This window comes from Pectinatus frisingensis, from assembly GCF_015732285.1.
GTDB lineage: Bacteria > Bacillota > Negativicutes > Selenomonadales > Selenomonadaceae > Pectinatus > Pectinatus frisingensis.
The window spans coordinates 35,840-62,379 of the sequence record NZ_WIQU01000065.1 but is presented as its reverse complement, the minus strand read 5'-3'; the positions used below and the strand labels follow the sequence as shown (position 1 = coordinate 62,379).

General features: G+C 35.9%; 27 protein-coding genes. 6 read left to right on the top strand and 21 right to left on the bottom strand.

Annotated features, from left to right (window positions below):
- The 7 genes from I6751_RS12020 to I6751_RS11990 form a co-directional block, all read right to left on the bottom strand.
- Entirely contained in the window at positions 1-1,068 is a 1,068-nt protein-coding gene (locus I6751_RS12020; RefSeq protein ID WP_196590924.1) for a carbamoyl phosphate synthase small subunit, read from the bottom strand.
- A gap of 115 nt (positions 1,069-1,183) precedes the next feature.
- Positions 1,184-2,473, bottom strand: a complete 1,290-nt coding sequence (locus I6751_RS12015) for a dihydroorotase (protein WP_182188559.1) — start codon at positions 2,471-2,473, stop codon at positions 1,184-1,186.
- Complete coding sequence (locus tag I6751_RS12010; RefSeq protein WP_196590925.1) at positions 2,457-3,419, bottom strand: aspartate carbamoyltransferase catalytic subunit; 963 nt, start codon at positions 3,417-3,419, stop codon at positions 2,457-2,459. The genes I6751_RS12015 and I6751_RS12010 overlap by 17 nt, the downstream gene beginning before the upstream one ends.
- Positions 3,420-3,595: 176 nt before the next feature.
- Positions 3,596-4,222: a lytic transglycosylase domain-containing protein gene (locus I6751_RS12005; protein ID WP_231037857.1), complete on the bottom strand. Its 627-nt coding sequence runs from the start codon at positions 4,220-4,222 to the stop codon at positions 3,596-3,598.
- Complete coding sequence (gene coaE, locus I6751_RS12000; protein WP_182187433.1) at positions 4,209-4,829, bottom strand: dephospho-CoA kinase; 621 nt, start codon at positions 4,827-4,829, stop codon at positions 4,209-4,211. Before coaE ends, I6751_RS12005 begins: the two co-directional genes overlap by 14 nt.
- Positions 4,830-4,847: 18 nt before the next feature.
- The gene (gene mutM, locus I6751_RS11995; RefSeq protein ID WP_182187434.1) at positions 4,848-5,678 is read right to left on the bottom strand and encodes a DNA-formamidopyrimidine glycosylase; all 831 of its coding nucleotides are present in this window, start codon (positions 5,676-5,678) and stop codon (positions 4,848-4,850) included.
- A gap of 68 nt (positions 5,679-5,746) precedes the next feature.
- Entirely contained in the window at positions 5,747-6,622 is an 876-nt protein-coding gene (locus tag I6751_RS11990) for a LysR family transcriptional regulator (protein WP_182187435.1), read from the bottom strand.
- A 500-nt stretch (positions 6,623-7,122) separates the two neighbouring features.
- Here I6751_RS11990 and I6751_RS11985 point away from each other — a divergent pair, with 500 nt between their 5' ends.
- Positions 7,123-8,436: a threonine/serine exporter family protein gene (locus tag I6751_RS11985; RefSeq protein WP_196590926.1), complete on the top strand. Its 1,314-nt coding sequence runs from the start codon at positions 7,123-7,125 to the stop codon at positions 8,434-8,436.
- Between the two features lie 61 nt (positions 8,437-8,497).
- Here I6751_RS11985 and I6751_RS11980 read toward each other — a convergent pair whose 3' ends face one another.
- The 8 genes from I6751_RS11980 to I6751_RS11945 form a co-directional block, all read right to left on the bottom strand.
- Positions 8,498-9,022: a YjbQ family protein gene (locus tag I6751_RS11980; protein WP_182187437.1), complete on the bottom strand. Its 525-nt coding sequence runs from the start codon at positions 9,020-9,022 to the stop codon at positions 8,498-8,500.
- Between the two features lie 9 nt (positions 9,023-9,031).
- Positions 9,032-9,715 (bottom strand): triose-phosphate isomerase, encoded by a 684-nt coding sequence (locus I6751_RS11975; protein WP_182187438.1) that lies wholly within the window; start codon positions 9,713-9,715, stop codon positions 9,032-9,034.
- A gap of 30 nt (positions 9,716-9,745) precedes the next feature.
- Entirely contained in the window at positions 9,746-10,591 is an 846-nt protein-coding gene (locus I6751_RS11970; RefSeq protein WP_196590927.1) for a class II fructose-bisphosphate aldolase, read from the bottom strand.
- A 15-nt stretch (positions 10,592-10,606) separates the two neighbouring features.
- Positions 10,607-11,254 (bottom strand): class II aldolase/adducin family protein, encoded by a 648-nt coding sequence (locus tag I6751_RS11965; protein WP_196590928.1) that lies wholly within the window; start codon positions 11,252-11,254, stop codon positions 10,607-10,609.
- A gap of 489 nt (positions 11,255-11,743) precedes the next feature.
- Positions 11,744-13,120 carry a PTS galactitol transporter subunit IIC gene (locus I6751_RS11960; protein WP_182187441.1) on the bottom strand — a complete coding sequence of 459 codons (1,377 nt, stop codon included), beginning with the start codon at positions 13,118-13,120 and terminating at the stop codon, positions 11,744-11,746.
- Between the two features lie 22 nt (positions 13,121-13,142).
- Positions 13,143-13,424: a PTS sugar transporter subunit IIB gene (locus I6751_RS11955; protein ID WP_196590929.1), complete on the bottom strand. Its 282-nt coding sequence runs from the start codon at positions 13,422-13,424 to the stop codon at positions 13,143-13,145.
- Positions 13,425-13,428: 4 nt separating this feature from the next.
- Complete coding sequence (locus I6751_RS11950) at positions 13,429-13,920, bottom strand: PTS sugar transporter subunit IIA (RefSeq protein ID WP_196590930.1); 492 nt, start codon at positions 13,918-13,920, stop codon at positions 13,429-13,431.
- A gap of 17 nt (positions 13,921-13,937) precedes the next feature.
- Entirely contained in the window at positions 13,938-15,884 is a 1,947-nt protein-coding gene (locus I6751_RS11945; RefSeq protein ID WP_196590931.1) for a BglG family transcription antiterminator, read from the bottom strand.
- Positions 15,885-16,174: 290 nt separating this feature from the next.
- Between I6751_RS11945 and I6751_RS11940 the strand changes: the two genes are divergently transcribed.
- Both I6751_RS11940 and feoB read left to right on the top strand, forming a co-directional pair.
- Complete coding sequence (locus I6751_RS11940) at positions 16,175-16,405, top strand: FeoA family protein (protein ID WP_196590932.1); 231 nt, start codon at positions 16,175-16,177, stop codon at positions 16,403-16,405.
- Positions 16,398-18,455, top strand: coding sequence for a ferrous iron transport protein B (gene feoB / locus I6751_RS11935; RefSeq protein WP_196590933.1), 2,058 nt, complete (start codon positions 16,398-16,400; stop codon positions 18,453-18,455). The genes I6751_RS11940 and feoB overlap by 8 nt, the downstream gene beginning before the upstream one ends.
- Before the next feature lie 8 nt (positions 18,456-18,463).
- Here feoB and I6751_RS11930 read toward each other — a convergent pair whose 3' ends face one another.
- From I6751_RS11930 to I6751_RS11910, 5 genes are all read right to left on the bottom strand, one after another.
- Entirely contained in the window at positions 18,464-19,417 is a 954-nt protein-coding gene (locus tag I6751_RS11930; RefSeq protein ID WP_196590934.1) for an AEC family transporter, read from the bottom strand.
- A 72-nt stretch (positions 19,418-19,489) separates the two neighbouring features.
- Positions 19,490-20,671 carry a D-alanyl-D-alanine carboxypeptidase family protein gene (locus tag I6751_RS11925; RefSeq protein ID WP_196590935.1) on the bottom strand — a complete coding sequence of 394 codons (1,182 nt, stop codon included), beginning with the start codon at positions 20,669-20,671 and terminating at the stop codon, positions 19,490-19,492.
- Positions 20,672-20,689: 18 nt separating this feature from the next.
- The gene (locus I6751_RS11920; protein ID WP_196590936.1) at positions 20,690-21,124 is read right to left on the bottom strand and encodes a PaaI family thioesterase; all 435 of its coding nucleotides are present in this window, start codon (positions 21,122-21,124) and stop codon (positions 20,690-20,692) included.
- 164 nt (positions 21,125-21,288) lie between these two features.
- Positions 21,289-22,839, bottom strand: a complete 1,551-nt coding sequence (locus I6751_RS11915) for a sensor histidine kinase (protein WP_196590937.1) — start codon at positions 22,837-22,839, stop codon at positions 21,289-21,291.
- Complete coding sequence (locus tag I6751_RS11910) at positions 22,829-23,524, bottom strand: response regulator transcription factor (RefSeq protein ID WP_231037858.1); 696 nt, start codon at positions 23,522-23,524, stop codon at positions 22,829-22,831. Before I6751_RS11910 ends, I6751_RS11915 begins: the two co-directional genes overlap by 11 nt.
- Before the next feature lie 266 nt (positions 23,525-23,790).
- Here I6751_RS11910 and I6751_RS11905 point away from each other — a divergent pair, with 266 nt between their 5' ends.
- The 3 genes from I6751_RS11905 to I6751_RS11895 all read left to right on the top strand — a co-directional run bounded on the left by I6751_RS11905 (position 23,791) and on the right by I6751_RS11895 (position 25,477).
- Positions 23,791-24,087, top strand: coding sequence for a hypothetical protein (locus I6751_RS11905; RefSeq protein WP_182187452.1), 297 nt, complete (start codon positions 23,791-23,793; stop codon positions 24,085-24,087).
- Positions 24,088-24,204: 117 nt separating this feature from the next.
- A complete protein-coding gene (locus tag I6751_RS11900) occupies positions 24,205-24,537 on the top strand; it encodes a thioredoxin family protein (RefSeq protein WP_182187453.1) in 333 nt (110 codons plus the stop codon).
- 4 nt (positions 24,538-24,541) lie between these two features.
- Positions 24,542-25,477, top strand: coding sequence for an NAD(P)/FAD-dependent oxidoreductase (locus tag I6751_RS11895; RefSeq protein ID WP_196590938.1), 936 nt, complete (start codon positions 24,542-24,544; stop codon positions 25,475-25,477).
- A 71-nt stretch (positions 25,478-25,548) separates the two neighbouring features.
- Here I6751_RS11895 and bioB read toward each other — a convergent pair whose 3' ends face one another.
- Positions 25,549-26,520 carry a biotin synthase BioB gene (gene bioB, locus I6751_RS11890; RefSeq protein ID WP_196590939.1) on the bottom strand — a complete coding sequence of 324 codons (972 nt, stop codon included), beginning with the start codon at positions 26,518-26,520 and terminating at the stop codon, positions 25,549-25,551.
- Positions 26,521-26,540 lie beyond the last annotated feature (20 nt).

Below are 26,540 nucleotides of genomic sequence, written 5' to 3'. Positions count from 1 at the left end.
TTATATTGCCCCCTTCTTCATCATTGTGCAAAATTCATCGAATAGGTAGGTATTATCATCGGGTCCGGGAGAAGCTTCAGGGTGGTACTGCACAGAAAACAGCGGTAGAGTGTTGTGCTGCATTCCCTCTACTGTACCGTCATTCATTGATATATGAGTGATACTGAAGGGCAGATTTTGCAGTGAAGCTTCATCTACGGCATAACCGTGGTTTTGTGAAGAAATATATACGCGGCCGGTGCGCAAATCTTTTACCGGTTGATTGGAACCGCGGTGGCCAAATTTTAATTTATAAGTGTCGGCACCGCAGGCTAAAGCTATAAGCTGATGTCCCAGACATATGCCAAAAATGGGTTTTTTACCGATAAGCTGCTTTATTACGGCAATTATTTCCGGCACATCTTTAGGGTCGCCGGGACCATTTGAAAGAAATATTCCATCAGGGTTAAGATCAAGGATAGTTTTGGCACTGGTGTGCGCAGGAACAACAGTTACTTTGCAGCCCCGGGCATGCAGTGACTCCAACATGTTCCTTTTAACACCGAAATCCATTGCTGTAATGTGCAGACCATTACCTTCCAACACATATTTTTCCGGCGTAGTTACTTTGGTCACTGTTTGTCTATCAAAAGGAACAGCCATAAGTTTTTTGCATTCTTCTGCTGAAGCATTTTCAGCAACTATTATACCTTTCATTGTTCCAGCGGAGCGCAAACGTCGGGTCAGTGCCCGTGTGTCTACATTATATAAACAAGAAATACCGTTATCATTAAGAAAATCACTTAGTTCATTTTCTTTTTGCCAATTACTGCCACTTTCGCAAAGTTCTCCGATTATGAAACCACGGGCAAAACATTTACGGCTTTGGTTAAATTTATTGGCTGTGCCGTAATTGCCAATAAGTGGATAGGTCAATGTTATTATTTGTGAACAATAGGATGGATCTGTCAGTATTTCCTGGTAACCAGTCATTCCTGTATTAAATACAACTTCACCGGTAGCCGTTTTTTCACTAAGCAGGTCACCAGTAAATACACTACCGTCTTCCAGTATTAATTTACCCTTCAAATAAAAGCACCTCCGAAGATTATCAGTATGCATATTCTCATATCACAGCCTTTTGACGAAATAAATATTATCGAAAGGCGATGCATGAATTAGCTTATTTATATTATAATATATTTTAATCTATAATTATACCATTTTGCATAATTATTCTTCCAGAAACTATGGTCATGATGGCTTTACCCTTAAGTTTTCTGCCGACAAATGGGGAGTGGGTGCCTCTTGTATAAAACTTAGTATTATCAACTGTCCATTCTTTTTGGGTATCGATTACGGTGATATCCGCCGTTGAATTTTTACTTAACGTGCCTTTATTTAACTTGAAAAGTTTGGCGGGTCCTGCCGTCATTTTTTCAATAAGCAATGGTAGAGTAATTTTACCGGTGTGGTAAAGATCGGTCAGAAGAACCCCTAAAGCGGTTTCAAGTCCGGGAAAACCGCTTGGGGCGTATTGATATTCTTTATCTTTTTCTTCCTCAGCATGAGGTGAATGATCTGTTACGATAGCATCAATTGTACCATCAAGTAGCCCGGTTACAGCAGCATCAGTGTCTTCTGTTGTGCGCAACGGCGGATTTACTTTTGTGCATGAATCGGTGATATCGACCATATCTTCAGTCATAGTGAGATGATGCGGTGTGACTTCTGCAGACACCTTTATGCCGCGCTGTTTAGCCTGACGGACGAGTTCAATGGCGTGTCGGGTACTGATATGGGCGATATGGATTGGGGCATCAGCATATTCAGCCAGCAGAATATCACGCATTACGGCAATGTCTTCAGCTACTGTTGGACGACCATTTAAACCGAGCATAGCGCTTTTTTTGCCTTCATTCATTACACCGTCTTCTACGAGGGATGTTTCTTCGGCATGTGAGATGATTATTTTATCGAAAGGACGCAGATAGTCGAGACCATTTAATAGGACTTTAGAGTTTTGTACATAGTGACCGTCATCGGAAAAAGCAACAGCTCCAGCCTGGCTCATGTCACCGATTTCAGCTAATTCCATACCTTTTTGCCCTTTGGTCAGTGCACCGATGATTTCAATATTAACAATGGCATCTGTTGCGGCACGTTGTTTAAGTCCTTTTATTATAATGGAACTGTCCACAACCGGTTTGGTGTTGGGCATAGAGGCTATAGTAGTATAGCCTCCGGCTGCTGCAGCACGTGATCCTGAGACAAAATCTTCCTTGGCTTCCTGACCAGGTTCACGCATATGGGTATGCATGTCAATTAAACCGGGAACGACGATTTTGTCGGTTACATCAATTGTTTTACCGTCATCTATAGATAAATTTTCTCTTATATCAGTGATTTTACCATTTTCTATAAGAACGTCGGCAATTTTATTTATGTTGTTGGCTGGGTCGATAACTTTGCCGCCTTTAAGCAATAATTTCATCATGTTTTCCTCCTGTTAAAACAAGGGCTAAAAGTGCCATGCGCACAGCTACACCGTTTTTTACCTGTTCTTGGATGGCCGAATGAGTACTGTAGGCGATCTGGGGAGAAATTTCCCAGCCTTTATTCATAGGACCGGGGTGCATTACTAGGACATCTTTTTTGGCTAATGATAATCTTTGTTCGTTGAGGCCGAAAATGCGGGCATATTCACGGGTCGATGGGAAAAGACCGGATTTTTGCCGTTCTGTCTGTATGCGCAATACATTTATGACGTCAGCATTTTTAATAGCATCTTCAATATGATCATGAATAAAGATGCCTTTTTCTTTGTACAAGAAGCGTGGTATCAAAGTACGTGGTCCTGCCAGATGTACTTCTATACCCATTTTTCGCATTCCCCATATATCACTTCTAGCTACACGGCTATGAGAAATGTCACCGAGTATAGCGTATTTTAATCCTTTAAAATCACCTTTATACTGGCGGATAGTAAATAAATTTAAGAGCCCTTGCGAAGGATGGGCATGTGCTCCGTCGCCGGCATTGATTATTACGGGTTTTACAATTTTTGCTGCGTATTCGGCAGCACCTTCTGCTTTATGCCTCATAACGATGGCATCAATGCCCATATCTTCTATGGTGAGCAATGTATCCCGTAAGCTTTCTCCTTTGACGATGCTACTGGAACCGGCAGTTATGTTTATTACGTCTGCCCCTAAATATTTTCCGGCTAGTTCAAATGATGTGCGTGTTCGTGTACTTGGTTCGTAAAATAAATTTACGATTGCTTTGCCGCGCAGGGTAGGAACTTTTTTGATATCGCGATGAATAATGTTTTTCATTTCCACTGCCGTTTGAAGGACTGATTCGATTTCTTCCTGGGAAAAATATTCCAGACCCAGAATATTCTTTCCACATAATGAAGCCGTTTTGTTTTCCACCATAGTTGCTCCTTTTAAATTTATATATAAAAAAAGCTTTCTTATGCGCAAGGCATAAGAAAGCACAGCTATCTTGATGATGATATACTTTTGATTTCCCTTTCAACCTCGCTGGATTATATTAAAGGGCCATATTGCATTTTTCAAATCATAGCACATAGATATTAGGTTGTCAAATATTAAAATTCTTTATCGCGATATAATTTTTGATAGGATTTCTTGTTATTTAACACTTTCTGGACATAATCACGTGTTTCTTTAAACGGAATTTTATTATAGTCGTCAAAGCTGCTGTTCCAGCTGTATGTATTGCGCCATTTCTCTATTTGTCCGTGTCCGGCATTATAGGCAGCAATCGTTAAAATTTCATTGCGGTTAAATTCTTTCATTAAAAAAGATAGGTACCATACGCCATAGTGAATGTTAGTTTCAGGATCATAGAGTTTGTTGTCGTTATAAGTTTTATCATCAATATTGCTGGCTATCCATCGGCCCGTTTCCGGCATTATCTGCATTAAACCAATAGCGCCGCGATGCGATTTTGCATCGGGGATAAAACGGCTTTCTGCCAATACTATTCCTGCAACTAGGGAATCATCAATATTGTATTGTCTGGCATATTTTTCAATAGTAATTTCATAAGGATAAGGATAAAGATATTTTTTTTCTACTTTTTCGATTACATGTGTTTGCAGTCCTTCGTAAATACCAGCAAAAACCACTGATAAAAATATCATAATTATAAGAAAGCCTTGTGCTGTTTTTAGTATATAATCGAGTGTCGATTTGTGATTATTGCTGTTCATTTATCTTCTCCAGCTTTTGCTGTAGAGCTGTCCATAATTTATAAGTATTTTTTTTATTTATAAGTAACGGATTGCCCGTATTGATTACCTTGTCAGCATATTTTATTTTGCGTGATAAAGGCATTTGAGACTGTATACGATGCCTGGCTTCAGCAAAGGTGTAACTGTTGCGTTGCCGTAGACGGTTAAGCTGAGTTTTTTTGTCAACATAGACAACCCATGTTTCGTCGACAAATCTATCCCAGCCAATTTCATATAATAAAGGCACATCTAAAATGACAATTTTTATGCCCAAATCGGTTAGTCTGGTGATTCTTTTTTTTACTTCAGCTAAAATAAGCGGATGGCTGGTTTTGTTTAACCAATTTTTTTCCGTAGAATTTGAAAAAACGATATTACCGATGAGGCGGCGATTCAAGGTTTTATCATTAAGTAATATTTTCTCGCCAAAATGAGCATAGTACGCCTGCCATAGTGAATTTTCAGGACAAGCCAATTCATGGGCTATTTTATCAGTATCAATTATGCTGGCACCAAATTCTTGTAAGAATGAGCATATAGTTGTTTTTCCGCAGGCAATGCCGCCTGTCAGACCAATTTTATACATATGATGCACCTACGTTTATTATCGTAATTTTTGGCATTTTGGGCAGTAACAGGTACCACGCCCGCCAACCTTAATTTTTTCTATTATTGTACCACATTTTTGACAGGCCATTTTGTCACGACCATAAACAAATAAATTATTTTGATGGGTACCCTTGTTGCCGTCACCGTTCACATAGTCACGAAAGGTAGTGCCGCCGTCGCGAATACCATCGCCGATTACTTTATTTATAGCTGTATGCAGCAGCTTTATTTGATTGAGAGAGACTGTATTACAATTTTGTTTGGGATTTATACCAGACAGAAACAAAGATTCATCAACATAAATATTGCCAAGTCCGGCAATATTTTTTTGGTTTAACAAAAAAGGTTTAATTTTTCCGTGAGAGTTTTTTAATTTTTCACGCAGATACTTTAGTGTAAACTCTTTGGATAAAGGTTCGCAGCCCAATGTATATAAACCGCTGATTTTATTTATTTCTTCTGGTTTTATAGCATATAGTGTTCCTAAGGTACGTGTATCGGCATAAATCAATTTATCATTATTATCCAGATTAAAAATTATCCGTTTGTATTTGTCTTCTGAAGTGCCTTTTTTTACATAGCATAGACGTCCGGTCATCCGCAGATGGAAAATAGCCATTACTCCATTATCCAGATGCATGATTAGATATTTACCGCGCCGTGTCAGATTATTTATTTTATTGCCAGTCACCCGATGCTTATAAATATCAGGATCGGGAAATTTTATCAATCGTGGTAATAAAATATTGATACTTTTAATATTTTTGTCTCGAATATTTTTATTTAATGTGCGTCGTATACTTTCTACTTCAGGCATTTCAGGCATGATAGTCGTCACCTCGTTGATTTTTAAATAAATAATAAAAGCCGCAAATTACGCGGCTTAGTATATGTTTATTGGTCGCTGGAAAAACTGTCGAGAGCAAATTTTTGAAATTTATAAACCAATGGTGGTAATATTCTGCTGGTATCCCAAGCTATGCCGATAGTTCTGCGGCAATGTGGTGATGATAGCTTTAGAAATTTGAGATTTAGTCTGTCCAATCCGGGAATCATCGGAATAAGTGAGACACCAAGATCGGCTGCAACTAAATTAGCTACTGTCACTATCTCATCACCTTCGAATTCGATGTGCGGTATGACACCGGCCATGTCAAAAAGTTGATTTGCCAAAAGGCGAAGCCCATAAAATGGTTTTAAAGTTATAAAAGATTCCTCGGCAATTTCTTTTAAAGTAACGGTAGTTCGTTTGGCTAAAGGATGATTCAAAGGAACAATGACAAATAGTTCTTCAGAGCATAAAGGCAGCCAGCCAACTGTTTCGCTCATTAGTATATTAGAACATATACATAAATCGGTTTTTCCCTTTATCAGTTGTTCGGTCAGTATGGTTGAATTGTCCTGATTAAGTCTGAATCGGCATTGAGGATAGGTTTTTCTGAATTGGCTTATAAGCCGTGGAACGATGTAGCTTCCCAATGAATGAAGAAATGATAGATTTATTGTTTGACGATCTGAATTGTCAATTTCCATTTTTGCGGCTGTTTCTTCTTTGACTATCCGCTCTGCATGAGTCAGCAGCATTTCACCGTAGTTGGTCAAAGTTACTTCTTTGGCGTTGCGGTTCAACAGTTGGACACCAAGTTCTTTTTCTAATCGTATAATAGAACGACTTAAAGCCGATTGCGTTATTGATACCGATTTAGCGGCTTTGGTAAAGTTACCGATATGAGCAATGGCCAAAAAATATTCTAACTGTTGAAATTCCATTTATATCCCCTCAGGTTATGATATTTAATCATCATAATAATTACTGTATGCATCTGTGATGAAAAATTAAATCAATATAAATTATAACATAAATTAGCAGATTATATATATTATATTAATAGTAAATATTTTTATTACATTTAGGAATATTATAATATTCCTAAATGATTGTTTTAGTAAATATAATATAAATTATTATGGTAAATTGAAATTACTGTTAAATATGCGTAAGATAATATATATGAGATACCATAGAACAGGGTACAGTGGAAGTTTTAATTATTGTATTATGTATTATGGGTATTATTACGATAATTATAAATCATATAAATTTAGTTGAAAAAAAATATATACCTCCATATAATAAAATTCGGTTGATAAATATATAATGGCGATTAATACACAATATATATAAAATAAAATGTGTTCATGATTTCATATAAAGGTTTTGTTTCATTATGTATATATTATACAAAATACATTATTAGAGGAATGATAGTATGGTAAATAGATTGGATGTAAATGATCCATATTTTGCAATAGATAAGAAATTGACACTTATTTTGAAAACAGGGCAAATATTGATGGAGAATGCTGCTGATACGAATCGTATTACACGCACTATGAAGCGGGTGGCAGCTTTTATGAGAATTAATCTCGATGCGTTCCATATTCATATCACATATACAACTATAATGGTGAATATAAATGGTGATAACCAATCGGTTACTAAGTTTCAAAAATGTATAAAACATGGTGTAGACATGACAAAAATATCCGCAGTCAGCAAATTATCATGGCGTGCTATAAAGAAAAATTATACATTGGAAGATTATGAACGAGATTTAAAAGCAATAATGTATGCAAAAAAGCAATATTCGCGGGTATTTATTGCTTTGGGGGCAGGATTAGCATGTGGTGGTTTTTGTAAATTATTTGGTGGGGATTGGGCAGCATTTTTGTACACGGCCGTTTGTGCCTCATTGGGGTTTGAAGTTCGCCGATATTGTCGCAAGTTTTCGATAAATCCCTATGCTTCAATAGCAATTGCTTCATTTGCGTCTACAATATTAGCGTACTTTGTTCATTTCCTGCCAGGGTCTGCGACACCATGGCACCCGCTTTTAGCATGTGCCTTGTTTATTGTTCCGGGGATACCATTGATAAATTCAGTAGAGGATATGCTGGACAATTATATTGTCTCCGGTATGACCAGAGCGGTAAATACAATATTGATGGTGTTCAGTATGAGTTTTGGCATAGTATTTGCCATTAGGTTATGTCAGGTAGAAGATTTTACGATGATAAATACACAACCGAGTGGTCCATATTTAGTTTATGGTATTGCGGCGGCAATTGCCTCAGTAGGTTTTTCAACGATTTTCAACGTACCAAAACGCTTATTATGGGTGGTTGCTTTGGGGGGAATGATTTCGGTTTGTACAAGGAATTTTATAAATATTGGATTGGGAATGGGATTGCCTACAGGATCATTTGCCGGAGCAATGATAGTCAGCTTTATAGCTATAAAAGCAGTTCATTATGTCCATACGCCTATTCATGTAATAACGCTTCCCTCAGTAATTCCGATGATTCCTGGAGTTTTTATGTATCGATTGATGTTCGGTATTATTAATATAAATATCATAGATGTAAATTCTTTTATAAAGGTGTTTCAAAGTGGTATTACAGCTAATCTTACTATATTAGCAATAGCTGTAGGGGTAGCTATTCCGCATATGTTTGCCAGGAGTTATCTGGGCAGAGGGAAAAATGAACATTTTAAAAGAGTTCTGCGCAGAAGAAGCAGGTAATTTTATATTATTAATATAAAATTAGAAGGGACAAATGTTTTGTAATTTGTCCCTTCTAATTTTAACAATCTCCAATTATGATAATTTTACACTTTCGTGTGCGAGGCCTGGTCCTGTCAAAATCGACAAAATAAATATATCCTGTAACGCCTACACCTAATGTACCACTATCTACATCAAATATTTGACTTGAACCAATTAATGTAGCTTTTAAATGGGCATCACAATTTAATAACGCATTACGGTCCCCTCCGGGTAAATAAGAGTCTGCATCGGGCCATGCTTCTACTGCTTGATAGTGCTTTTTACCGGGATAGTTATATTGGCCTTGAGATGTATTATCAGGAATTATCTTTTTTAAGGTGTTATTTAAATCTATCTGTAAAAATTCATCACCATTTTTATCATAATCGTGCACAAACTCTTCAAAAAAAACAGCACATGTTGTATGTGGTGATATTATGGTACAAATTCCATTTTGGATTTGGCTTTTTTTAATGCTTTCTTTTACGGACGATGTAATATTTATAAATGTAGGTCGTTCGCCATGTGATTGTAAAGCAATGGTTTCCTTGTAAACAGTCATTTTAATCTCCTATTCATTTTCTGTTTTTAAAATGGCATCAACCATTTCCTGTACTCTGAGTACAGGATTAGGAGCTTTTAAAATACCACTTGTTCCACCTGTACCATCGGCTCCTAGTTTGATTACGTTGTAGACATCTTGTGCAGTAGTTATACCAGAAGCAATCATGACGGAAATATTAGAATTGATAGATTTGATTTGCGAAGTGGTTTTCAATACATAGTTATTATCAGCTATGTGCCCAGTCCCAATTAAATCAGTAGGTTCACATAACAGTATATCTGGATTTAATTTAGCTATAGAGGTGGCTTCAATCAGTGAGTCTGCACATGCTATTGATATTATGCCAAGTTCTCTTGCGCGAATAATTGAATTTGAAAGATGTGAAATTGTCAGGGAATTTTCGGCATGATTGAGGAATACGGCCTCTGCACCGGCGTCTTGCAGTGATTCAGGAAGTACATGTCCCATTCCACGACCAGGTTTCAGATCATCCATGTGTTGTGCGGTTATGATAAGATGGTGAGTATGTTCTTTTATATAACGGATGTCGGTGAAAGAACACGTAAAAAAGATTTGTATATTGCTTTTAGCAGCAATATTGTCTATTGATTCGGCAAATTTTAATGATCTTAAACCGTAAAGATATGATTTGGGATTGACCACTAGGAAAGGGTGTCTAATTTTTTTCATTCGTAAATCCTCCAAACAAAATTACTGATATCATGATAAAGACTGTGTGTGAAAAATCTTGTAATAATGAGCTAAAGTATCGCTCATACTCTGCGATAGAGAGCTTTTTACATCGAAATAGTTATTAGTGTCAGTTTTTTTCAAATAGGTGTATGCATTTGCTATAAAATCGGTATATATATTTATTTTGGTTATACCATTAAGGGCACACTTTTCAAGATTGTTGTCACCTGAAGATGAACCACCATGCAAAACTAATGGAATAGATATATTTTGGGATAGTTCTTTTAAACGATCGAAATTGATTTTAGGTATTCCTTTATAAAGGCCATGCGCTGTTCCTATCGATACAGCCAAGCTGTCAATTCCGCTTCCTTCAACCAATTGTTTTGCTTCTGTTACTGTTGTGTAAATACTATTATCATCAACATCTGTTTCGCCTTGACCAATATTCACGCCGGTTCCCACATGACCAATTTCCGCTTCTACTGCGACATTTCTCTTATGGGCAAAATCAACTATTTCTTTGGTTATCGCTATGTTGTCAGAGAGATTTTTTTGTGAAGCATCTATCATAACGGATGTAAAACCAAGTTGGATAGCTTTTTTTATAAATTGAAAATCCATGCCATGATCCAAATGTAATGCAATTGGAACATTAGAATTTTTTATATAAAAATGTCCCAGCATAGCAGCTTCTTCAATGCTTTGATATACTGAATGCGCTTGTGCATATGATAAAATTAATGGTAAATTCATTTTCTCGGCCGTTTTTATGTGTGATATAACTGATATTTGATCAATAAAATTTGCTGAAGGGATGGCAAACCCTTTATTCTTTGCATTTGATAACATTTTTTTTGTTGAGACTAGCATTTTTTATTCCACCTTTTATCTTTTATCTTGTCCATAATGATTAAAAACTTCGATAGCTTCATATATTTGTTTTCTGGTAAGTTGAGATATACTGTCACTAGCTGATTTGGCTATCATATATGTTTTGGCAGCTTCCTCTAAATATACACATGAATAAAGGGCTTGTTTTAAGCTGTTGCCTATTGTTATAACACCATGATTTTTTAAAATTACAGCTAATCTATTATCTATATTTTCAACTGTTTCAATACCCATTTGCTCACTGGCAGCTGAGCTGAATGGACAAACTTTTACGCTTCCTCTGGTAGCATTGGCTAAAGTGGTAAGAACACATGGAAGCTCATCAGCTATCAAACTGACAGCCGTTGCATATGGTTGATGTGTGTGGATAACAGCATTAACTTCCGGCATATGACTGTAGATGTATAATAATGCGGTAGTGTCCACAGATGGGCGTCGTGTGCCTTCTAAAATATGACCATTTATATCCATAATAATAATATCGTTTCTATTTAGTTCTTCGTAGATCATACCTGAAGGTGTGACTAGAATTTCTCCAGAGGGCATACGTTGACTTACATTACCGCCGGAAAGTGCAATTAGACCATATTTGTCAATTTTTAAACCAGTATTGATAATTTTTTGTTTTTCATTTTCAAACAATGTTTTTACCTCTTTTATATAATTTTATTGCGAGCAATGTTTTTTAATGAATTTGGGTGTATTTTATATTCTAAATTTATTATATATTCATATAAGTCATTTCCATTGTGGAAACTGCGGGTGTTTATCCAAAATCGACCTTTGCCGAATAAGGGTCGATTTATTCTAAGAAACATATTTTTTGAGTATTGTGAGTCTCTTACTTTAAAGTATTTTATTTCATTATATTTATAATATTGGATTTTTCCCATGCATGAAAATGCAATGTAATTATTAGTTACAATAACTTTATCAGGATAACTTCCAGTTAAAAAGGTGTTATAAATAGTGTATAGACAAATTATACCTATTAATATGGCCGGGAGACTGTATTCAATGTGAGTGAAAAATACTGCAATACAAGTAAATAGACCGCAGGCAGATATTACTGATGGAATTATGATTTGAAAGATACGTTCCTGTGAAGAACAAATATATGTTTTCATAGTTTTATATACCAGTGTCATCTTTTAGAGAATGTATTTCTTTAGCTTCTTTTATTATGCGTGTCCTATTTAATATTAATAAGATAATGGCTATTACAGTCAATAAGCTTACTCCAATTACACCTAAATCATTTAGATGTACAATAAGCCATGTGAGAGGGTTAGCTCCGTCACATATACTAGAAATGGCCATTGCACCTTCAGGCATTTTAAATTTGGCATTAACTGCTGCAGTTGTTATCAACGGAGAAAGGTTGGTAGCTATTAAAAGTCCTGTAGCAATCGTGATTATACCGGTTATTAAAGCCCTAAATCCATTTCCGTTTACCATAGGAATAATCAAAACAAACATGAATGGAATTACAGCTAAATCAGCAAAAGGAAGAACTTTGTTTCCTGGCAATATAACGGCCATGAATACAGTTAATGGCACTAGGATTAAGGAAACGGCTAATGTGACAGGATGGCCTATCCCTATTGCAGAATCAAGACCAATATATATTTTCCCTCTATTTTTGAACCTTTTTTCAATAAATTCAGATGCGGCATCTGATATTGGCAGTAGTCCTTCCATAAGCATAGCGGCCATCTTAGGAATTAATACAAGTACGCCTCCCAGGGTTATGCCTAAAGTTAGAACACCACCGATTTGATAACCGGCTACAATACCAATCATTATTCCAAGTACGGTTCCTACCAGAATTGGTTCGCCGAAAACGCCAAAGCGGTTCTGTATTTTATTTAAATCAATATTTATATTTCTTACACCGGGAATACAATCAAATACTTTATTTATTACCCAGGCAATAGGAACATAAGCACCGGTAAATCCATGGGGAAGCGATATTCCGGTTAGACCGTTTGTTTTTTCCAATGCTGGTGCCGTATAATCGGCAATAACCATTATTATTATCATATTTAATATAGCCGCAATAATACCAAATATTTGGCTGTCTGTAATAATAGCAACCAAGGCTCCGGTAAATGCAAAATGCCAATAGTCCCATATATCTACATCAACAGTTTGTGTAGTGTTGGTAAAAAGCATGATTATATTTATCAATAAACATAAGGGTATAATTATTGTGCCTAGTGTTGAAGCAAAGGCTATTGCAGCGGCTGCCGGCCAGCCGACATCTATAACTGAAAGGCTTAATCCGTATCGTTCTACCATTTGCTGAACAGCTGGTCCGAGACTGGAACTCATCAGGCCGATAACTAAATTAAGTCCAATAAATCCAATACCGACAGTTAAACCGGCTCTTATTGATTTCCCAATACCGGCTTTAAGTATTACTCCTAAAATGAATATAATTATGGGCATCATTACAGAAGGTCCCAGTCCTTGTATGAATTTAAAAGCAGATAATACTGTATCCATAAAGTTCACCTCACAAAATTAATTATTTTTCCAATTCTTTTAATATTTTTTTTATGACATCATCTAATCCTCGCCCCGTTAAAAATGGAATTCCCATTATAAATGGACATTTAACTTCTGAAACGGTTGTAGTGGCTATACATAGGTCATAGCCAGATGATTTGGCCGGAACTTCTGCTACTTTACATTGGGATAATTCATATTTTCCCTTAAAACCACGATCATCCAATATACTCTTTAATTTATTTAAAACTGCGGTTGAAGTACAGACACCTGCTCCACATGCTACAAGAATTTTTTTCATGATATTAGTTCTCCTTATTAAATAATGATTTAAAATTATTTATTAATAATTTTTTAGAAGTGCTATTTATTAAATTATGCAAAATTACTTTGTTTTGTAATTGATTCATCAATGTTTGCAAAAATTTGATATGCCCATGGGCAGTTTTTATTGCAAGCATAAAAATTATTTCGACATTTACCTTGCTATCGGGCATGCCCATCGCCTGAAAAGTGACAGGTTTTTTTAAAATGGCAATACTAATGGCTGATGAGTTGATATGTTGAGTATCGGTGTGAGGGATAGCTATACCAGTTTCATCAAATTGTAACCCGGTAGAAAAAATGCGCTCTCTTTCTAAAACTGCCGGGATAAAACTATTTTTTACAACACCTTGCTTAGCTAAATTCACAGCCATTTGCTTTATAGCATCCATGTTGTCAACGGCATCTAAATGTATAAATAAATATTCAGGTTTTATATTCATGTCAAAAATTGACGTTATAGTATTTTCCATTAAAACACATCCTGATTTTAGTATTTTAATTCATTGATTAATGTGGTGAATGATCGTGTCTTTAATAAAATTTCACCACTGCTGCCTTCAATGAAATTATTATAGATTTTTTTAAATATACTTTCCCACACACTATAAAGATTTTGGGGAATACTAAGTAAAAATATAATTTGCACTTTTTCTTTATTCCATATTATTGGGTTTTTTAATACTGCAACTGCTATTGCCGGATTTTTCATTTGATTTGTTAAAGGATGGGGGATAGCTATAAAATTGGAAAATTCGGTAGAAGCAAGTTTTTCCCTATCAAAGATAGATTTTTTGACATTTTTATCAATAAAACCAAGTTTTAGCATTTTGTTAGTAATTTTTTCTATCACTTCTTTAGATGAATTTGCTTTTAATAATGGGATAAATAAATCTTTTTTAAAAAAATTATTCAGTGGTATTTCATCACCAGTGCAAATTTCGTTTATTTTTTGTTCAACTCTAGTAAGATCATATTCTGTCATTATAGGTTCTACGCGGATGATTTTTTTTGAAATTATATGGGTTATAGGTACGGTAGTGAATATAAAATCTGTTTCTTTTATTATTTTTTCATCAAGTTCATAACAACTCATTACTTTTTTTATTTGTAAAATATTGCCAAATCTTCTTTGTAATTTGCTTTTAAGTAAAAGTGCAGTGGAAAGTCCTGCACCACAGACGATAACAGCAGTTTTTCCCATTTCATCATTTAGTTTATTTCTTTCTAAGGCAGCTCCAAAATGAATGGCAAGAAAACCTATTTCATTTTCGTTGGTTTGTACTTTTTCTTCTTGAGCTATTATTTCACTTGCTATGACTGCCATATCGAAAGCAAGCGGATAATTGGTTTTAATAGATTTTAAGATATCATTTCGAATATTCATATTAAAACGAAGTCTGCTTATTGCCGCTATCAGATGGATGGTTATTCCGGATACTAATTCGCTGTCATCGGATAAATCTATACCAGTATGCTTATAGATTTTATTTAAAATATCTGTTAATAATTTTTTAAAATCAGATCTTTTTTTTGCTGATACTATAAATTTTTGACTGGCAATGAAATGTTGTGTAAGATAAAAAATTTCATTACGGATATCTATTCCCAATTGTTTTTCAACTGTATTGAGTATTTCAGATGCAGGTTTATAGTATTGAGATGCTTGAAGTTTGCTGCGTTCATTTTTAGTGTATTCTACAGTATTTCCCTTGCCAGAACGGCGCAAAGTAATAACAATATGGACTAATAAGTTTTTAAAGGCGATGTCTGTTAGATGAATATTATATTTTAAAATAATTTTCAATAATATGTGCTTTATTGTTTCTATTTCTTGATGTGGGAATATGTCATTGAAAAATTGATTGTTGGATAGATTTAACAGATCATCCCGGTTGAAAACATACTCGGATATGCAATATCTTATTTTTGTTTCATCGCCCATTATTTTTATGCCATTTTTTCTGTCGGTAGTTAAATTGAGATTAAAACGAGCTATACTTTTTTTTATATCACCTAGATATTTTTTTAATGTGGATAGACTTATAAATAACTCTTCTGCTAAATCTTCTTGTTTTACAATTTTATTGTGTAAAGAGTTTAATAAGATTCGAGCTATAATAAAAGAAATACGATCATTATAATCTGCCGGAACAATATTTGTTCCCCTATACTCTCTTGATGTGTTAATGGCATGAGTGTTGGTGAAAATGTCATATTTATCGTTATCATCAATCGACAATTTGTAACCACTACCAGGTTCGGCAATGATATGGGCACCATTATTTTTTAAAAAATATTCGACTTCTTTTATATCATTTCTTATAGTTCTGGTACTCACTCCTATTGAATCTGCCAGATATTTACCAGTAATGATTTTGTCATTCTTATTAAGCAAATTTAATATCTGTAAAATTCTTTTATTTTGAATAACCATTTTTTTATCCTCCATCTGAATGTATTATATAAACATTATTCTGATAATTCCAGTTATTAAATTTCCTCAGACTGCGGCAATAAAAGATTTATTTTTAGCTGGCTTATATAATACAGATTTATTATCAAGTTGTGGACTGATATGATTTTCTTTGAAATCCGATAAAGATTAGGAGATGGTAAAACGTTGATTTTATTAATGTATTCTATTATACTAAATTACATAATAATACCTTGTCGACAGGGAGTTGTCGGCAAGGTATTTCATTCTTGCACATGGAGAGGTAATTAATGGTTTTATCTAATGGAAATATTAATGCGAGTTATGTTGTTGAAAATATAAATTTGGCTAATAATATTGAGCGACGTTTAGAAATGCTGGGAATGACCACCGGTGTAAAAGTTGTAATTTTAAATAAAAAGCATAATGGAGCGATTATTTTAAAGGTGCGTGGTACGCGATTCGCTTTGGGAAGGGAAATTACTGACGGGATAGAGATTGGAGAATATGAAAATGAGTGAGGATATCCATGTAGCTTTTATCGGTAATCCTAATTGCGGGAAGACGACTTTATTTAATGCATATACCGGAGCACATCTGAAGGTTGCTAATTGGCCGGGCGTTACTGTAGAAAAAAAGGAAGGAGCATTGAAATATCATAATAACCATTATAAATTGGTCGATTTGCCGGGAATTTACAGTCTCACTTCTTATACCATGGAAGAAAAATTGTCCCGTCAATATATATTGGAAGATGAAGTCGATATTATAGTTGACGTAGTTGACGCATCGTCATTGGAACGCAATTTATATTTGGCTTTGCAGCTTATTGAGTTAGGAAAACCATTGATAATAGCACTTAATATGATGGATGTTGTTGAAGAACGCGGAATGGACATAGATCTACATCGATTACCGGAAATGCTGGGGGTTCCTGTTATACCTGTTTCAGCTCGTAAGAAAAGGGGGCTGGAAATTTTGCTTCATGCTGTAGCACATCATAACAGACGGCATGGCATGGATAAAATTGAGCATCAGCATAAAAATGAGCGCGAAAAAAAAAGCAGCCATCAGCATAGACATCATAAAAATACTGTAGTAGTTTATGATGATTGGCTGGAAGATAAGATTGATATAGTAGAAAATGCCTTAAGAGAAAAATATGGGGCAATAAATAATTTGCGCTGGTATGCATTGAAATTATTGGCACATGACGAAGAAATAATGAATAAATATCCGCTTGATATAACAACTGTGGCGGAGAAAAGCTATGAAAAAGAAATAATTAAGCAAAAATATGATTTTATTGAAGAGGTAATTGAGGAAGTTCTTGTTCATAAAGACAGGGAGTCGAAGAATACTGATCGCATAGATAGTATATTAACACATCGTTATTTTGGAATACCGATATTTTTATTGACAATGGCATTCATTTTCTTTTTAACATTTACAATTGGTGATTTTTTCCAGGATTGGATCGTTTTGGGAATTGATAAAGTATCTGATATAATAAAAAATTTTCTGACCTATATTAATGTCAGTCCTGTCTTAACATCACTTTTGGTTGATGGGGCAATTACCGGTGTTGGCAGTATATTATCATTTCTGCCCAATATTTTTATATTATTTTTGGCATTGGCCGTTCTTGAAGACAGTGGTTATATGTCACGAGTAGCTTATGTGATGGATGGAATAATGGGTAAAGTAGGGTTGTCCGGCAGGGCTTTTATTCCATTGCTGCTTGGATTTGGCTGCAGTGTACCGGCAATAATGGCTTCAAGGGCACTGGAAAATCCACGGGATAGATTGAAAACAATATTGATTACACCATTTATGTCATGCAGCGCGCGATTACCTATTTATATACTGATAGCAGGAATGTTTTTTGGGGATAATGCGATGTATGCAGCATTTTCTATGTATGTTTTGGGAATTGTAGTCGCAATAGCTTTGGCGTTAATTTTTTCTCGCATTGATAAAAATAAAAATACCAATACACTTTTAATTGAATTGCCGGAATATAAATCACCTAATGCAGCATCAATATTCATCTACGCCTGGGAAAAAGTGAAATCATACCTTTCGAAGGCGGGAACTACTATTTTTGTGGCATCATTACTGATATGGTTTATTTTACATTTTAATATGTCCGGTATGGTAAGTGATATAGGACAAAGTTTTGGCGGTTTTATCGGCAGAGTTATAGCACCAATTTTAGCACCGGCGGGGCTTGATGTATGGCAGATCGCAGTGGCTTTATTATCTGGTGTGGCTGCAAAAGAGGTTGTGGTTTCAAGCATGAGTATCCTTTATGGTGTGAGTGATATAAGTTCACAGATGGGTATGACCAATGTTGTCAGTAAGCTGTCGCAAATTGGTTTTTCACAGCTGAATGCATATGCTTTAATGGTATTTTGTTTGCTATATACTCCTTGTGTGGCAACTTTAGTAACGATAAGAAAAGAAACAGGTAGGGCGAGATGGGCATTGTTTTCTGTATTTTTTCAATTATTTGTTGCATGGGTTGCAGCAACAATTGTATATCAGGTGGGCAGCATATTTTTTAGGTAGGTATGTAATTATAAATAACTGAGAATTACCATGTAGATAGGAATAGTAATTATTGAAAATATAGTGGTTATAGAGACAATGACAGTAGCATATTCAATATCAGTCTTATATAAACTGGATAAGACTACCGTTTGGATCATTGCCGGCAATGATGCCATGATGATAAAATCTTTAAACATAAGTTCTGGGATAGGAAAAAATGAACCTACTATGTAAGTTATAATTGGTGCTATTATAAAGCGCCCTGTAAGTACACCGTTAAGATCACGGTCAAATTTAAGTTGTTTGAAATTCATGGAGTATAGAGTTGATCCAATAAAGATTAAAGCGACAGGAGTCGTCATATAACCGAGATATTTGGCAGTATCCATTAAAAAAGGCGGCAGCGTTATATCAAATAAAATTAATAAAACAGAGATTAAAAAGCCGCATATTGGTGCCGAAAAAACTTTTTTTAAAGTAGCCAGTGTCATGTAATCCCGCCATGATGCCGATTTGTTGGCGTCGGATTGAATTGAAGCATTGCCTATTGTCCAAAAAAAAGTGGTATTGGCGAAAAAAAATAATAAAGCGTAAGGCAGAGCTTTTTCACCGAAAAGAGCCAAGGTGACGGGAACACCAACAAAAATGGAATTGGAATTAGTGAAAGAAGCACTGAAAGTTCCACGATGTCCGTGTCGTATATGAAGAAGGCGGACGAATAATAAGCTGAGAAAATAACAAATAATCATTGAAATGAACGGGACAGCAGCTCCGGAAATTAAATGTTCTAATTGATCTTTGCTGAAAGTGGTGGTGAGATTATAGATAAAAAAAAGCGGCAGCGAAATATAATTTACCAATTTGGGTAGAAGAGATTTATTATTTTTATCTATCCAGCCTTTATAAGCCATATACCAACCGGCAAGTCCCATTAATAAAAGTGTTATAACACCTTCTATAGCGTGAAGAAAAACAGACAATATAAACGCCCCCTATAGTAAATTTAAAAATTAATCAGAATAAAAATACCGGTCATTAAATTGACCGGCACGTCAAACAGTAAATAAATCTGTTATGCTGTCATATAAAACATAATATAATGATTTGAAACTAAAGCCCCTATTGCTGGATCTGTCAGCGAGCATAGGAACTTCCCCTACTTTTTGATTGTTGTATAAAATATCGACGGTGCCAACTTTATCACCGGTCTTAATCGGAGCATTTACATATTTAGGAATATCAAACTTAACAGAATAAGCTGAGCTGTCTTCATCATTGATCAATGGATAATATATGTCGTTTGCAGGTGTTATATTAATTTGGGCAACTTGTCCGTCATGTACATGGATTGAACGTTTTAAATCGGCTTTTTTATAAGCTGAATGGGATCGAACTTTTTTGAAACCATAGTCGAGAAGCTGACGGGCTTCGGTAAACCTTTCTTCTCCATCATCGGTGTGCATGACAACAGCGATTAAAGTGACGCCATTGCGGGTGGCAGAAGCGGTCAGGCAACCACCGGCTTCATCTGTATAACCGGTTTTTATACCATTGGCACCTGGGTAGTCCCATAAAAGATGATTAGTGTTATCAAAAACCATTTTTTTGTTGGGGGTCAGCCAGTGAATCTCTTGTTCCTGGACTGTGACTATCTTACGAAATTCTTTATTGCGATAAGCATATTGGGCAATTTTAGCCATGTCGCGGGCTGTAGAATAATGATTGGGATCGGGTAATCCATTGGGATTAGCAAAATGACTGTTAATAGCACCAATCTGTTGGGCCTTTTGATTCATGACTGCAGCGAAAGCCGTAGTGTTACCGCTTATTGCATCAGCAATAGCTACTGCAGCATCGTTACCTGATACCAGCATCATTCCTTGACGAAGTTCATCCATTCGCATGATGTCGCCTTTTTCCAGATATAAGGAGGAGCCATCTACATCAGCGGCTTCATCTGCTATGTGAACTATATCATCGGGGCTGGACATTTCCAGTGACAAAATAGCTGTCAGTATTTTAGTCATACTGGCTGGATATTCATGGGCATCAGCGTTTTTTTCAAATATTACGCGTCCGGTAGAAGCTTCAATTAATATGGCAGATTTAGCAGTAAGACCATATTCCGGTGCGGCTGCTGTATTGAATTCTGTCGGCAGGCCGTCTGCAGAAACGAAAGAAATTGTCGATAGAGAAAATATTATTGTAAAAATAAAATAGCGTAAAAATTGCACATGAATGCTCCTTTGCTTTTATTTCTGCAATTGTCCGACAACAAACATTGTAGCACGGCTTTTGCAGCATAACTTATTGGTTTCATCGAAAATGGAACATTCTGCAACGATTGTCTGCTTACCATTATGGATAATTTCTGTTTTGGTTTTTATTGTGTGCCCCTCTGGTACAGCCCTTAATAGGTTTATACTGAAGTCGAGTGTAACGACACGTTTGTTGAGGCTTAAACATGCAGCGCCTATCGCAGCATCTGATAATGACATCAAGACACCGCCGTGAGTTATTTGATAAATATTGGTATGGCGATGTTCTACCTTGAGGCTTATATCAATGCGGCCATAGTCAATTTTGTCGATTACTACGCCTAAATCCTTAGTAAAAGGGTTATCATCATAGAAAGAACGAATAGCGCTTTCTAAGGATTCATTTAAATGAAAATTAAATTTTGACATGTAGATGAGTGCTCCTTCGATTTTGAAATAAAATACTGTGAAAAGTGGGTGAATTAAGTATATTGATATGCTTACAGAAATAATTTAATATTATACACCATTGTAATTTAAACCTCAATCGGCGAACCGATAAATGCGCTTAATTGCGATATATAATATCGGTACTATAAAAGATGAATATCTTTAAAAGAAAAAGTAAAAGTTGCGCCTTTATTTAAGATACTATCTATTTTTATTTCAATATCATGGTGTAAGGCTATTTGTTTGGCAATGGCCAAACCCAGGCCGGTACCTTTTTTATTGCGCTCGTCATTGGTTTTGTGAAAACGATCGAAAATATGCGGCAGGACAGTCGGGTCTATACCACAGCCATTGTCACTTATGGAAAGAAAGGCGGTAGATTTTTTTTCTGGTTTATTATAAAGATGGATGGTAATAAAATCATTTTTTTGCGAAAATTTTATAGCATTATCGATTACGATCATCAACATTTGCCGTAGTCGTCCATAATCACCGATTAATTGGGCAGGTGGTAATTCGATGTTGGTGTTTATGTGTATTTGCTTGGCTGCGGCAAAAGGCCGCATTGATCTTGAGGCATCATTTACCAAATCATTGAGAATAAATTTTGTCATTTCTATTTTAAAATCAGGATTTTGTAATTTTGAAAGTTCCAGCATATCGTTGACCAGCCGCTCGAGATAAATAGTTTCATTAAGCATTTGTTGATGATATTCTTTTTGCTGGACATCATCTTTTATAAGACCATTGGTCAATGCCTCGAGTGAGGCACGCAAAACAGTAACAGGTGTCCTCAATTCATGCGATACATTGGCAATGAAAATACGGCGGGCTTTATCAAGCCGTCCACTTTCTTTTGCGGCAGCATCAAGCCGCACAGCCATTTGATCAAGTGATGAGGCGAGATCGCCAATTTCATCAGATTGATGGACGTGTGCTCTTGTAGCATAATTTCCCTCGGCAATGGAAAGAGCCATTGTTTTCATTTTCCGCAAGGGTTCTGTGCAATAATAAGATACCAGTAATGAGGCCGGCAGGGAAATAACCATGGCAAAAAGTGAACTTATAATGAGAAGCCTTATAGCATAAAAAATGGAATTATTGACTTCATTTAAGGGGACATGCATTAATACGGCACCAACGTAACTGCCATCGGCACCACGTATGGGAGCTGCCGCTGTAGTAGCCGGTGTACCCAAAACTCCGCTGAAACTGTCAGCAACGACAATATTTCCTTGTAAAGCTTCATTTATTACATCAACACCACCTGTAGGCAGTTCATTGTATTGTACGGGATGATGATGTCGGTTATTACTGATTAAAAACTGGTGATTATCGTTTATCAGCCAAATATCTGACATATCCATACGATTCAATAGTTTTATATAGTAAACTAATGCCCGGTAATAAGGCATAGCTGTGCCGGACATACCCATATGCATGTGCATATTTTCATGCGGCGGAACTGTTTGTACCGATGGAGATGGCTGTTGGTCATCTGTCGGGGCGTCATTTTGCAAAAACATACTTATTGTGTTGGCGATTGTTCCAACTTTTTCCCGAAGATCGTTGCGGCGTAACTCAACGGTCTGTTTGTTGAAAAAAAAGTAGAAAAAACCGTTTAAAATAAGCATGAAGATAAACAATACTGCCGTAAAAAAAGCAAATAATTTATAAACAATTTTAATCTTCATTTTCGGCGGCTTCAAATTTATATCCCACTCCCCATACCGTTTTTATCATTTTACCATAGTCACTTTTGGTATTCAATTTGGCACGCAGTCTTTTTATATGTGAATCTACTGTTCTGGTGTCACCAAAATAGTCATATCCCCAGATACTGTCCAAAAGATTATCACGGGAAAAAACTTTGCCATAGTTAGAGGCTAATAACCATAGCAGTTCGATTTCTTTTTTTGTTAAAGAAACATCTCTTCCGTTAATAGAGACAGTATAGCTGTTAAGATCGATGGACATATCATTATATTTTAAAAGCCGTTTTTGATCGCTGGAAGTGATTTCCATGCGGCGTAAGACAGCTCTGACTCTGGCCATTACTTCTCCTGGGGAAAACGGTTTTACAATATAATCATCGGCACCGATATCAAGGCCCATTATTCGTTCAAAATCTTCACCACGTGCGGTTATCATTATGACCGGAACATTAGAGGTTTGACGAATTTCACGACAAACGGCAAAACCATCTTTTTGTGGCATCATTATATCAAGGAGAATAATATCGAGGCTTTCTTTATTAAAAATATCAATGGCTACTGTACCATCTGAAGCAAAAAAAACATTAAAATTTTCCTGTTTGGCGTATTCTCCTAAAACTGTGGCAATTTGTTTATTGTCTTCGGCAATAAGCATATTTTTCATAGTATATCCCTCTTTTTATAACAGTTTTGAATTTATTTAAAGTATTTAATATATTTCAGTATATAAATTTATTGTTATAATAACAAATAAATTTGTTTTTTTTATGGAAAAAAATAAATTGAGAAAAATATCTGTGATATATTTTTCATACGATAATATAAATATGAAGTGACATAAATTTGCCATATTTTAATGATAATATAATATAAATGATAAATATGTTATTGGTTGATAAGTGAAATTATTTATACGAAGGAGACGTTATAATGTCAAATAAAAAAATGAATATTATTACTGCAACAATATTTGCTATAGGATTGGCATCGATTACAGCGTTTTCGGCAACAGCCAGTGAAGCTGGAACAGCAAAAATTGTTGCGGATTTGACTGATAGAAGTGTGAATAGTGTAATGGAAGAAAGCTATAAACAGCACAAATCATTTGCACAAATTGCTGATGAGGCCGGTAAACTTGATGATTATAAGATGCATGTAATGGTTGATGGTAAGAAAACAGGACAATATAGCAGCAATAAAAAAATTACAGAACTAAAGATAGATTAAAATCAATATTATTTAATAAATATTATTGCGATAAAATACTATAAATACTTGACAATTTCCAGGGGATAAAATATTATATAGTTAATCGGATATATATAAATGAGAGGAGGATCTGCAATGGCTATAATACATGCAGACAAGGAGCTATTTAATAAAATGATAGCGGAAAAGAAAACATTTATGGTTGATTTTTTTGCTACGTGGTGTGGCCCGTGTAAGATGCTTGGGCGTGTTTTTGAAACAATAGAAGGCAAGAATGAAGTAGATATAGATATTGTTAAGGTGGATATAGATCAGGAACCAGAATTAGCACAAAAATATAATGTAACAGTTGTACCTACACTTTATTTTATCGTTAATGGTGAAGCTGAAAATAGTATGAGTGGTTTTATTCCTGAAAATGTCTTACTTCCTAAACTTAAAGAATTGGCAGCTAAAAAGGTTGGCTGACATTATGGAAAACAATGTTGTTTATGATGTAGCTATAATTGGCGCAGGACCTGCCGGGATGACAGCAGCCGTATATGCCTGCCGTGCGGGATTAAAAGCGCTTATTTTGGAAGCTGATGCACCAGGGGGCAAGTTAGTCAAGACATTCGCAATTGAAAATTGGCCGGGAACAAAATCAGTAAATGGTGCTGATTTGGCCTGGTCCATGTATGAACAGACAACTTCATTCGGACCGGAATTTGTTTTTGCTGAAGCAGCAGATATTGTTGATGAGGGAAAAGTGAAAACAGTTATATGTAAAGATGGCAAGAGATTTCAAGCTTACAGCGTGGTAATTGCATCAGGGACAGTCGAACGTTTGATGCATATTCCGGGTGAGCAGGAAATGATTGGCAAGGGAATAAGTTTCTGTGCTGTTTGCGATGCCGGTTTTTATAAAGATAGAGATGTTATAATCGTTGGCGGCGGCAATTCTGCCTTAGAGGAAGCTATTTATTTAACAAGAGTGGTAAATAAGGTAACAATTGTTATCCGGCGTGATGTGTTCAGAGCGGATGAAGTTGTTCAGAAAAAAGTTTTGACTAATAATAAAATCGAGATTATTAGAAATAAATTACCGCAACAAGTGCTTATTGAAAATGATAGAGTATCCGGTTTGACTGTGAAGGATGCGAAAAGCGATGCACTCATGCAGATTCATGCCAGTGGAATTTTTCCCTATATTGGCAGTGATCCGGTAACTGGGTTTGCTAAAAAATTAGGAATCACCGATAAAGACGGTTATATTATAGTAGATGAAAATATGCAAACAAAAGTTAAGGGCATATATGGTGCCGGTGATGTTTGTAAGAAGTTTTTGCGCCAAATAGTAACAGCCGTTAATGATGGTGCAATTGCAGTTCAAGTTGCTGGAAGATATATAGAACAGTTTCATGATTAATATGCCTGTGTAAAATTAATCCCCCTTTAGTAGAAAATTCTATTAAGGGGGGATTAATTTATAATGGCGTTTTATTTATTCGATAAGCCGAGTCGTTCGAGTATTTCCAAATCATCATGTATCGTTGTACCGGAGGTGGTCAGCATATTGCCTGTAATAGAGGCTGATGCACCGCTGATAAAGGCTGTTTCACCATTATCGGGCAGTAGTTTCCTTCCTGCAGCAAGCCGAATATTAGCTTCTGGGTTGATAAATCGGAAGAAAGCAATTGTCCGAAGAATGTCCTTATCGGCGAGCCTGGGCAGATTTGCCAGCTTAGTGCCTTTTATTGGCATTAATGCATTTATTGGTATTGATTGAATACCAAGTTCAGCTAAACTGACCGCCATATCAAGCCGGTCATTCCAATTTTCTCCCATTCCGATAATTCCACCCGAGCAGACGCATAATCCCTCATCCTGAGCTAATTTTATTGTGTGGATTTTGTCATCGTAAGTGTGCGTGGTGCAGATACTGGGGAAAAAACGACGGGAAGTTTCAATATTATGGTGGTAGCTTGTTACACCGGCTTCATGCAGCTGATGAAATTGTTCAGCGGTCAAAAAACCATGTGATGCGCAAAGTTCTATATTTAGAGTTTGTTTCATTTTTCGATATGTTTCTAAGGCACGTGAAAAATCTTTTCCGGTTAATGCCCGTCCGGAAGTGACGATGGCAAAACGATTCACACCGGCTTTTTCATTGGCACGGGCATTATTGATGATCTCATTTTGTGGCAGCAGATCGTATTCCTCGATACCGGTGTGATGACAAGATGCTTGGGCGCAATACTTGCAATCTTCACCGCAGCGACCGCTGCGGCCATTTATTATGGTACAAAGATCTACATGATTACCACAAAAATGTTTTTGTAAAATGTAGGCATTTTTTTGCAGTTCATCAAGCGGAGCATTTAGAAAAATCGAAAGATCGTCGCCACGCATAATACGATCTCCCTGGATAATTTTTTCGGTAAGTTCGGCAAGGGTTGTACCAATATGCATTATTATAGCCTCTTTATCAT

What these genes read in the sequence shown, in the direction of transcription:
- mutM (WP_182187434.1), bottom strand. Translation starts at nt 5,678, where the DNA reads ATGCCTGAAATGCCTGAAGTAGAAAGTATACGACGCACATTAAATAAA.
- I6751_RS11940 (WP_196590932.1), top strand. Translation starts at nt 16,175, where the DNA reads ATGGTTTTATCTAATGGAAATATTAATGCGAGTTATGTTGTTGAAAAT.
- I6751_RS12010 (WP_196590925.1), bottom strand. Translation starts at nt 3,419, where the DNA reads ATGGTGGAAAACAAAACGGCTTCATTATGTGGAAAGAATATTCTGGGT.
- bioB (WP_196590939.1), bottom strand. Translation starts at nt 26,520, where the DNA reads ATGCATATTGGTACAACCCTTGCCGAACTTACCGAAAAAATTATCCAG.
- I6751_RS11920 (WP_196590936.1), bottom strand. Translation starts at nt 21,124, where the DNA reads ATGTCAAAATTTAATTTTCATTTAAATGAATCCTTAGAAAGCGCTATT.
- I6751_RS11955 (WP_196590929.1), bottom strand. Translation starts at nt 13,424, where the DNA reads ATGAAAAAAATTCTTGTAGCATGTGGAGCAGGTGTCTGTACTTCAACC.
- feoB (WP_196590933.1), top strand. Translation starts at nt 16,398, where the DNA reads ATGAGTGAGGATATCCATGTAGCTTTTATCGGTAATCCTAATTGCGGG.
- I6751_RS11945 (WP_196590931.1), bottom strand. Translation starts at nt 15,884, where the DNA reads ATGGTTATTCAAAATAAAAGAATTTTACAGATATTAAATTTGCTTAAT.
- I6751_RS11895 (WP_196590938.1), top strand. Translation starts at nt 24,542, where the DNA reads ATGGAAAACAATGTTGTTTATGATGTAGCTATAATTGGCGCAGGACCT.
- I6751_RS11960 (WP_182187441.1), bottom strand. Translation starts at nt 13,120, where the DNA reads ATGGATACAGTATTATCTGCTTTTAAATTCATACAAGGACTGGGACCT.
- I6751_RS11985 (WP_196590926.1), top strand. Translation starts at nt 7,123, where the DNA reads ATGGTAAATAGATTGGATGTAAATGATCCATATTTTGCAATAGATAAG.
- I6751_RS12005 (WP_231037857.1), bottom strand. Translation starts at nt 4,222, where the DNA reads ATGAACAGCAATAATCACAAATCGACACTCGATTATATACTAAAAACA.
- I6751_RS11975 (WP_182187438.1), bottom strand. Translation starts at nt 9,715, where the DNA reads ATGAAAAAAATTAGACACCCTTTCCTAGTGGTCAATCCCAAATCATAT.
- coaE (WP_182187433.1), bottom strand. Translation starts at nt 4,829, where the DNA reads ATGTATAAAATTGGTCTGACAGGCGGCATTGCCTGCGGAAAAACAACT.
- I6751_RS11990 (WP_182187435.1), bottom strand. Translation starts at nt 6,622, where the DNA reads ATGGAATTTCAACAGTTAGAATATTTTTTGGCCATTGCTCATATCGGT.
- I6751_RS11950 (WP_196590930.1), bottom strand. Translation starts at nt 13,920, where the DNA reads ATGGAAAATACTATAACGTCAATTTTTGACATGAATATAAAACCTGAA.
- I6751_RS11910 (WP_231037858.1), bottom strand. Translation starts at nt 23,524, where the DNA reads ATGAAAAATATGCTTATTGCCGAAGACAATAAACAAATTGCCACAGTT.
- I6751_RS12015 (WP_182188559.1), bottom strand. Translation starts at nt 2,473, where the DNA reads ATGAAATTATTGCTTAAAGGCGGCAAAGTTATCGACCCAGCCAACAAC.
- I6751_RS11970 (WP_196590927.1), bottom strand. Translation starts at nt 10,591, where the DNA reads ATGCTAGTCTCAACAAAAAAAATGTTATCAAATGCAAAGAATAAAGGG.
- I6751_RS11980 (WP_182187437.1), bottom strand. Translation starts at nt 9,022, where the DNA reads ATGACTGTTTACAAGGAAACCATTGCTTTACAATCACATGGCGAACGA.
- I6751_RS11900 (WP_182187453.1), top strand. Translation starts at nt 24,205, where the DNA reads ATGGCTATAATACATGCAGACAAGGAGCTATTTAATAAAATGATAGCG.
- I6751_RS11915 (WP_196590937.1), bottom strand. Translation starts at nt 22,839, where the DNA reads ATGAAGATTAAAATTGTTTATAAATTATTTGCTTTTTTTACGGCAGTA.
- I6751_RS11905 (WP_182187452.1), top strand. Translation starts at nt 23,791, where the DNA reads ATGTCAAATAAAAAAATGAATATTATTACTGCAACAATATTTGCTATA.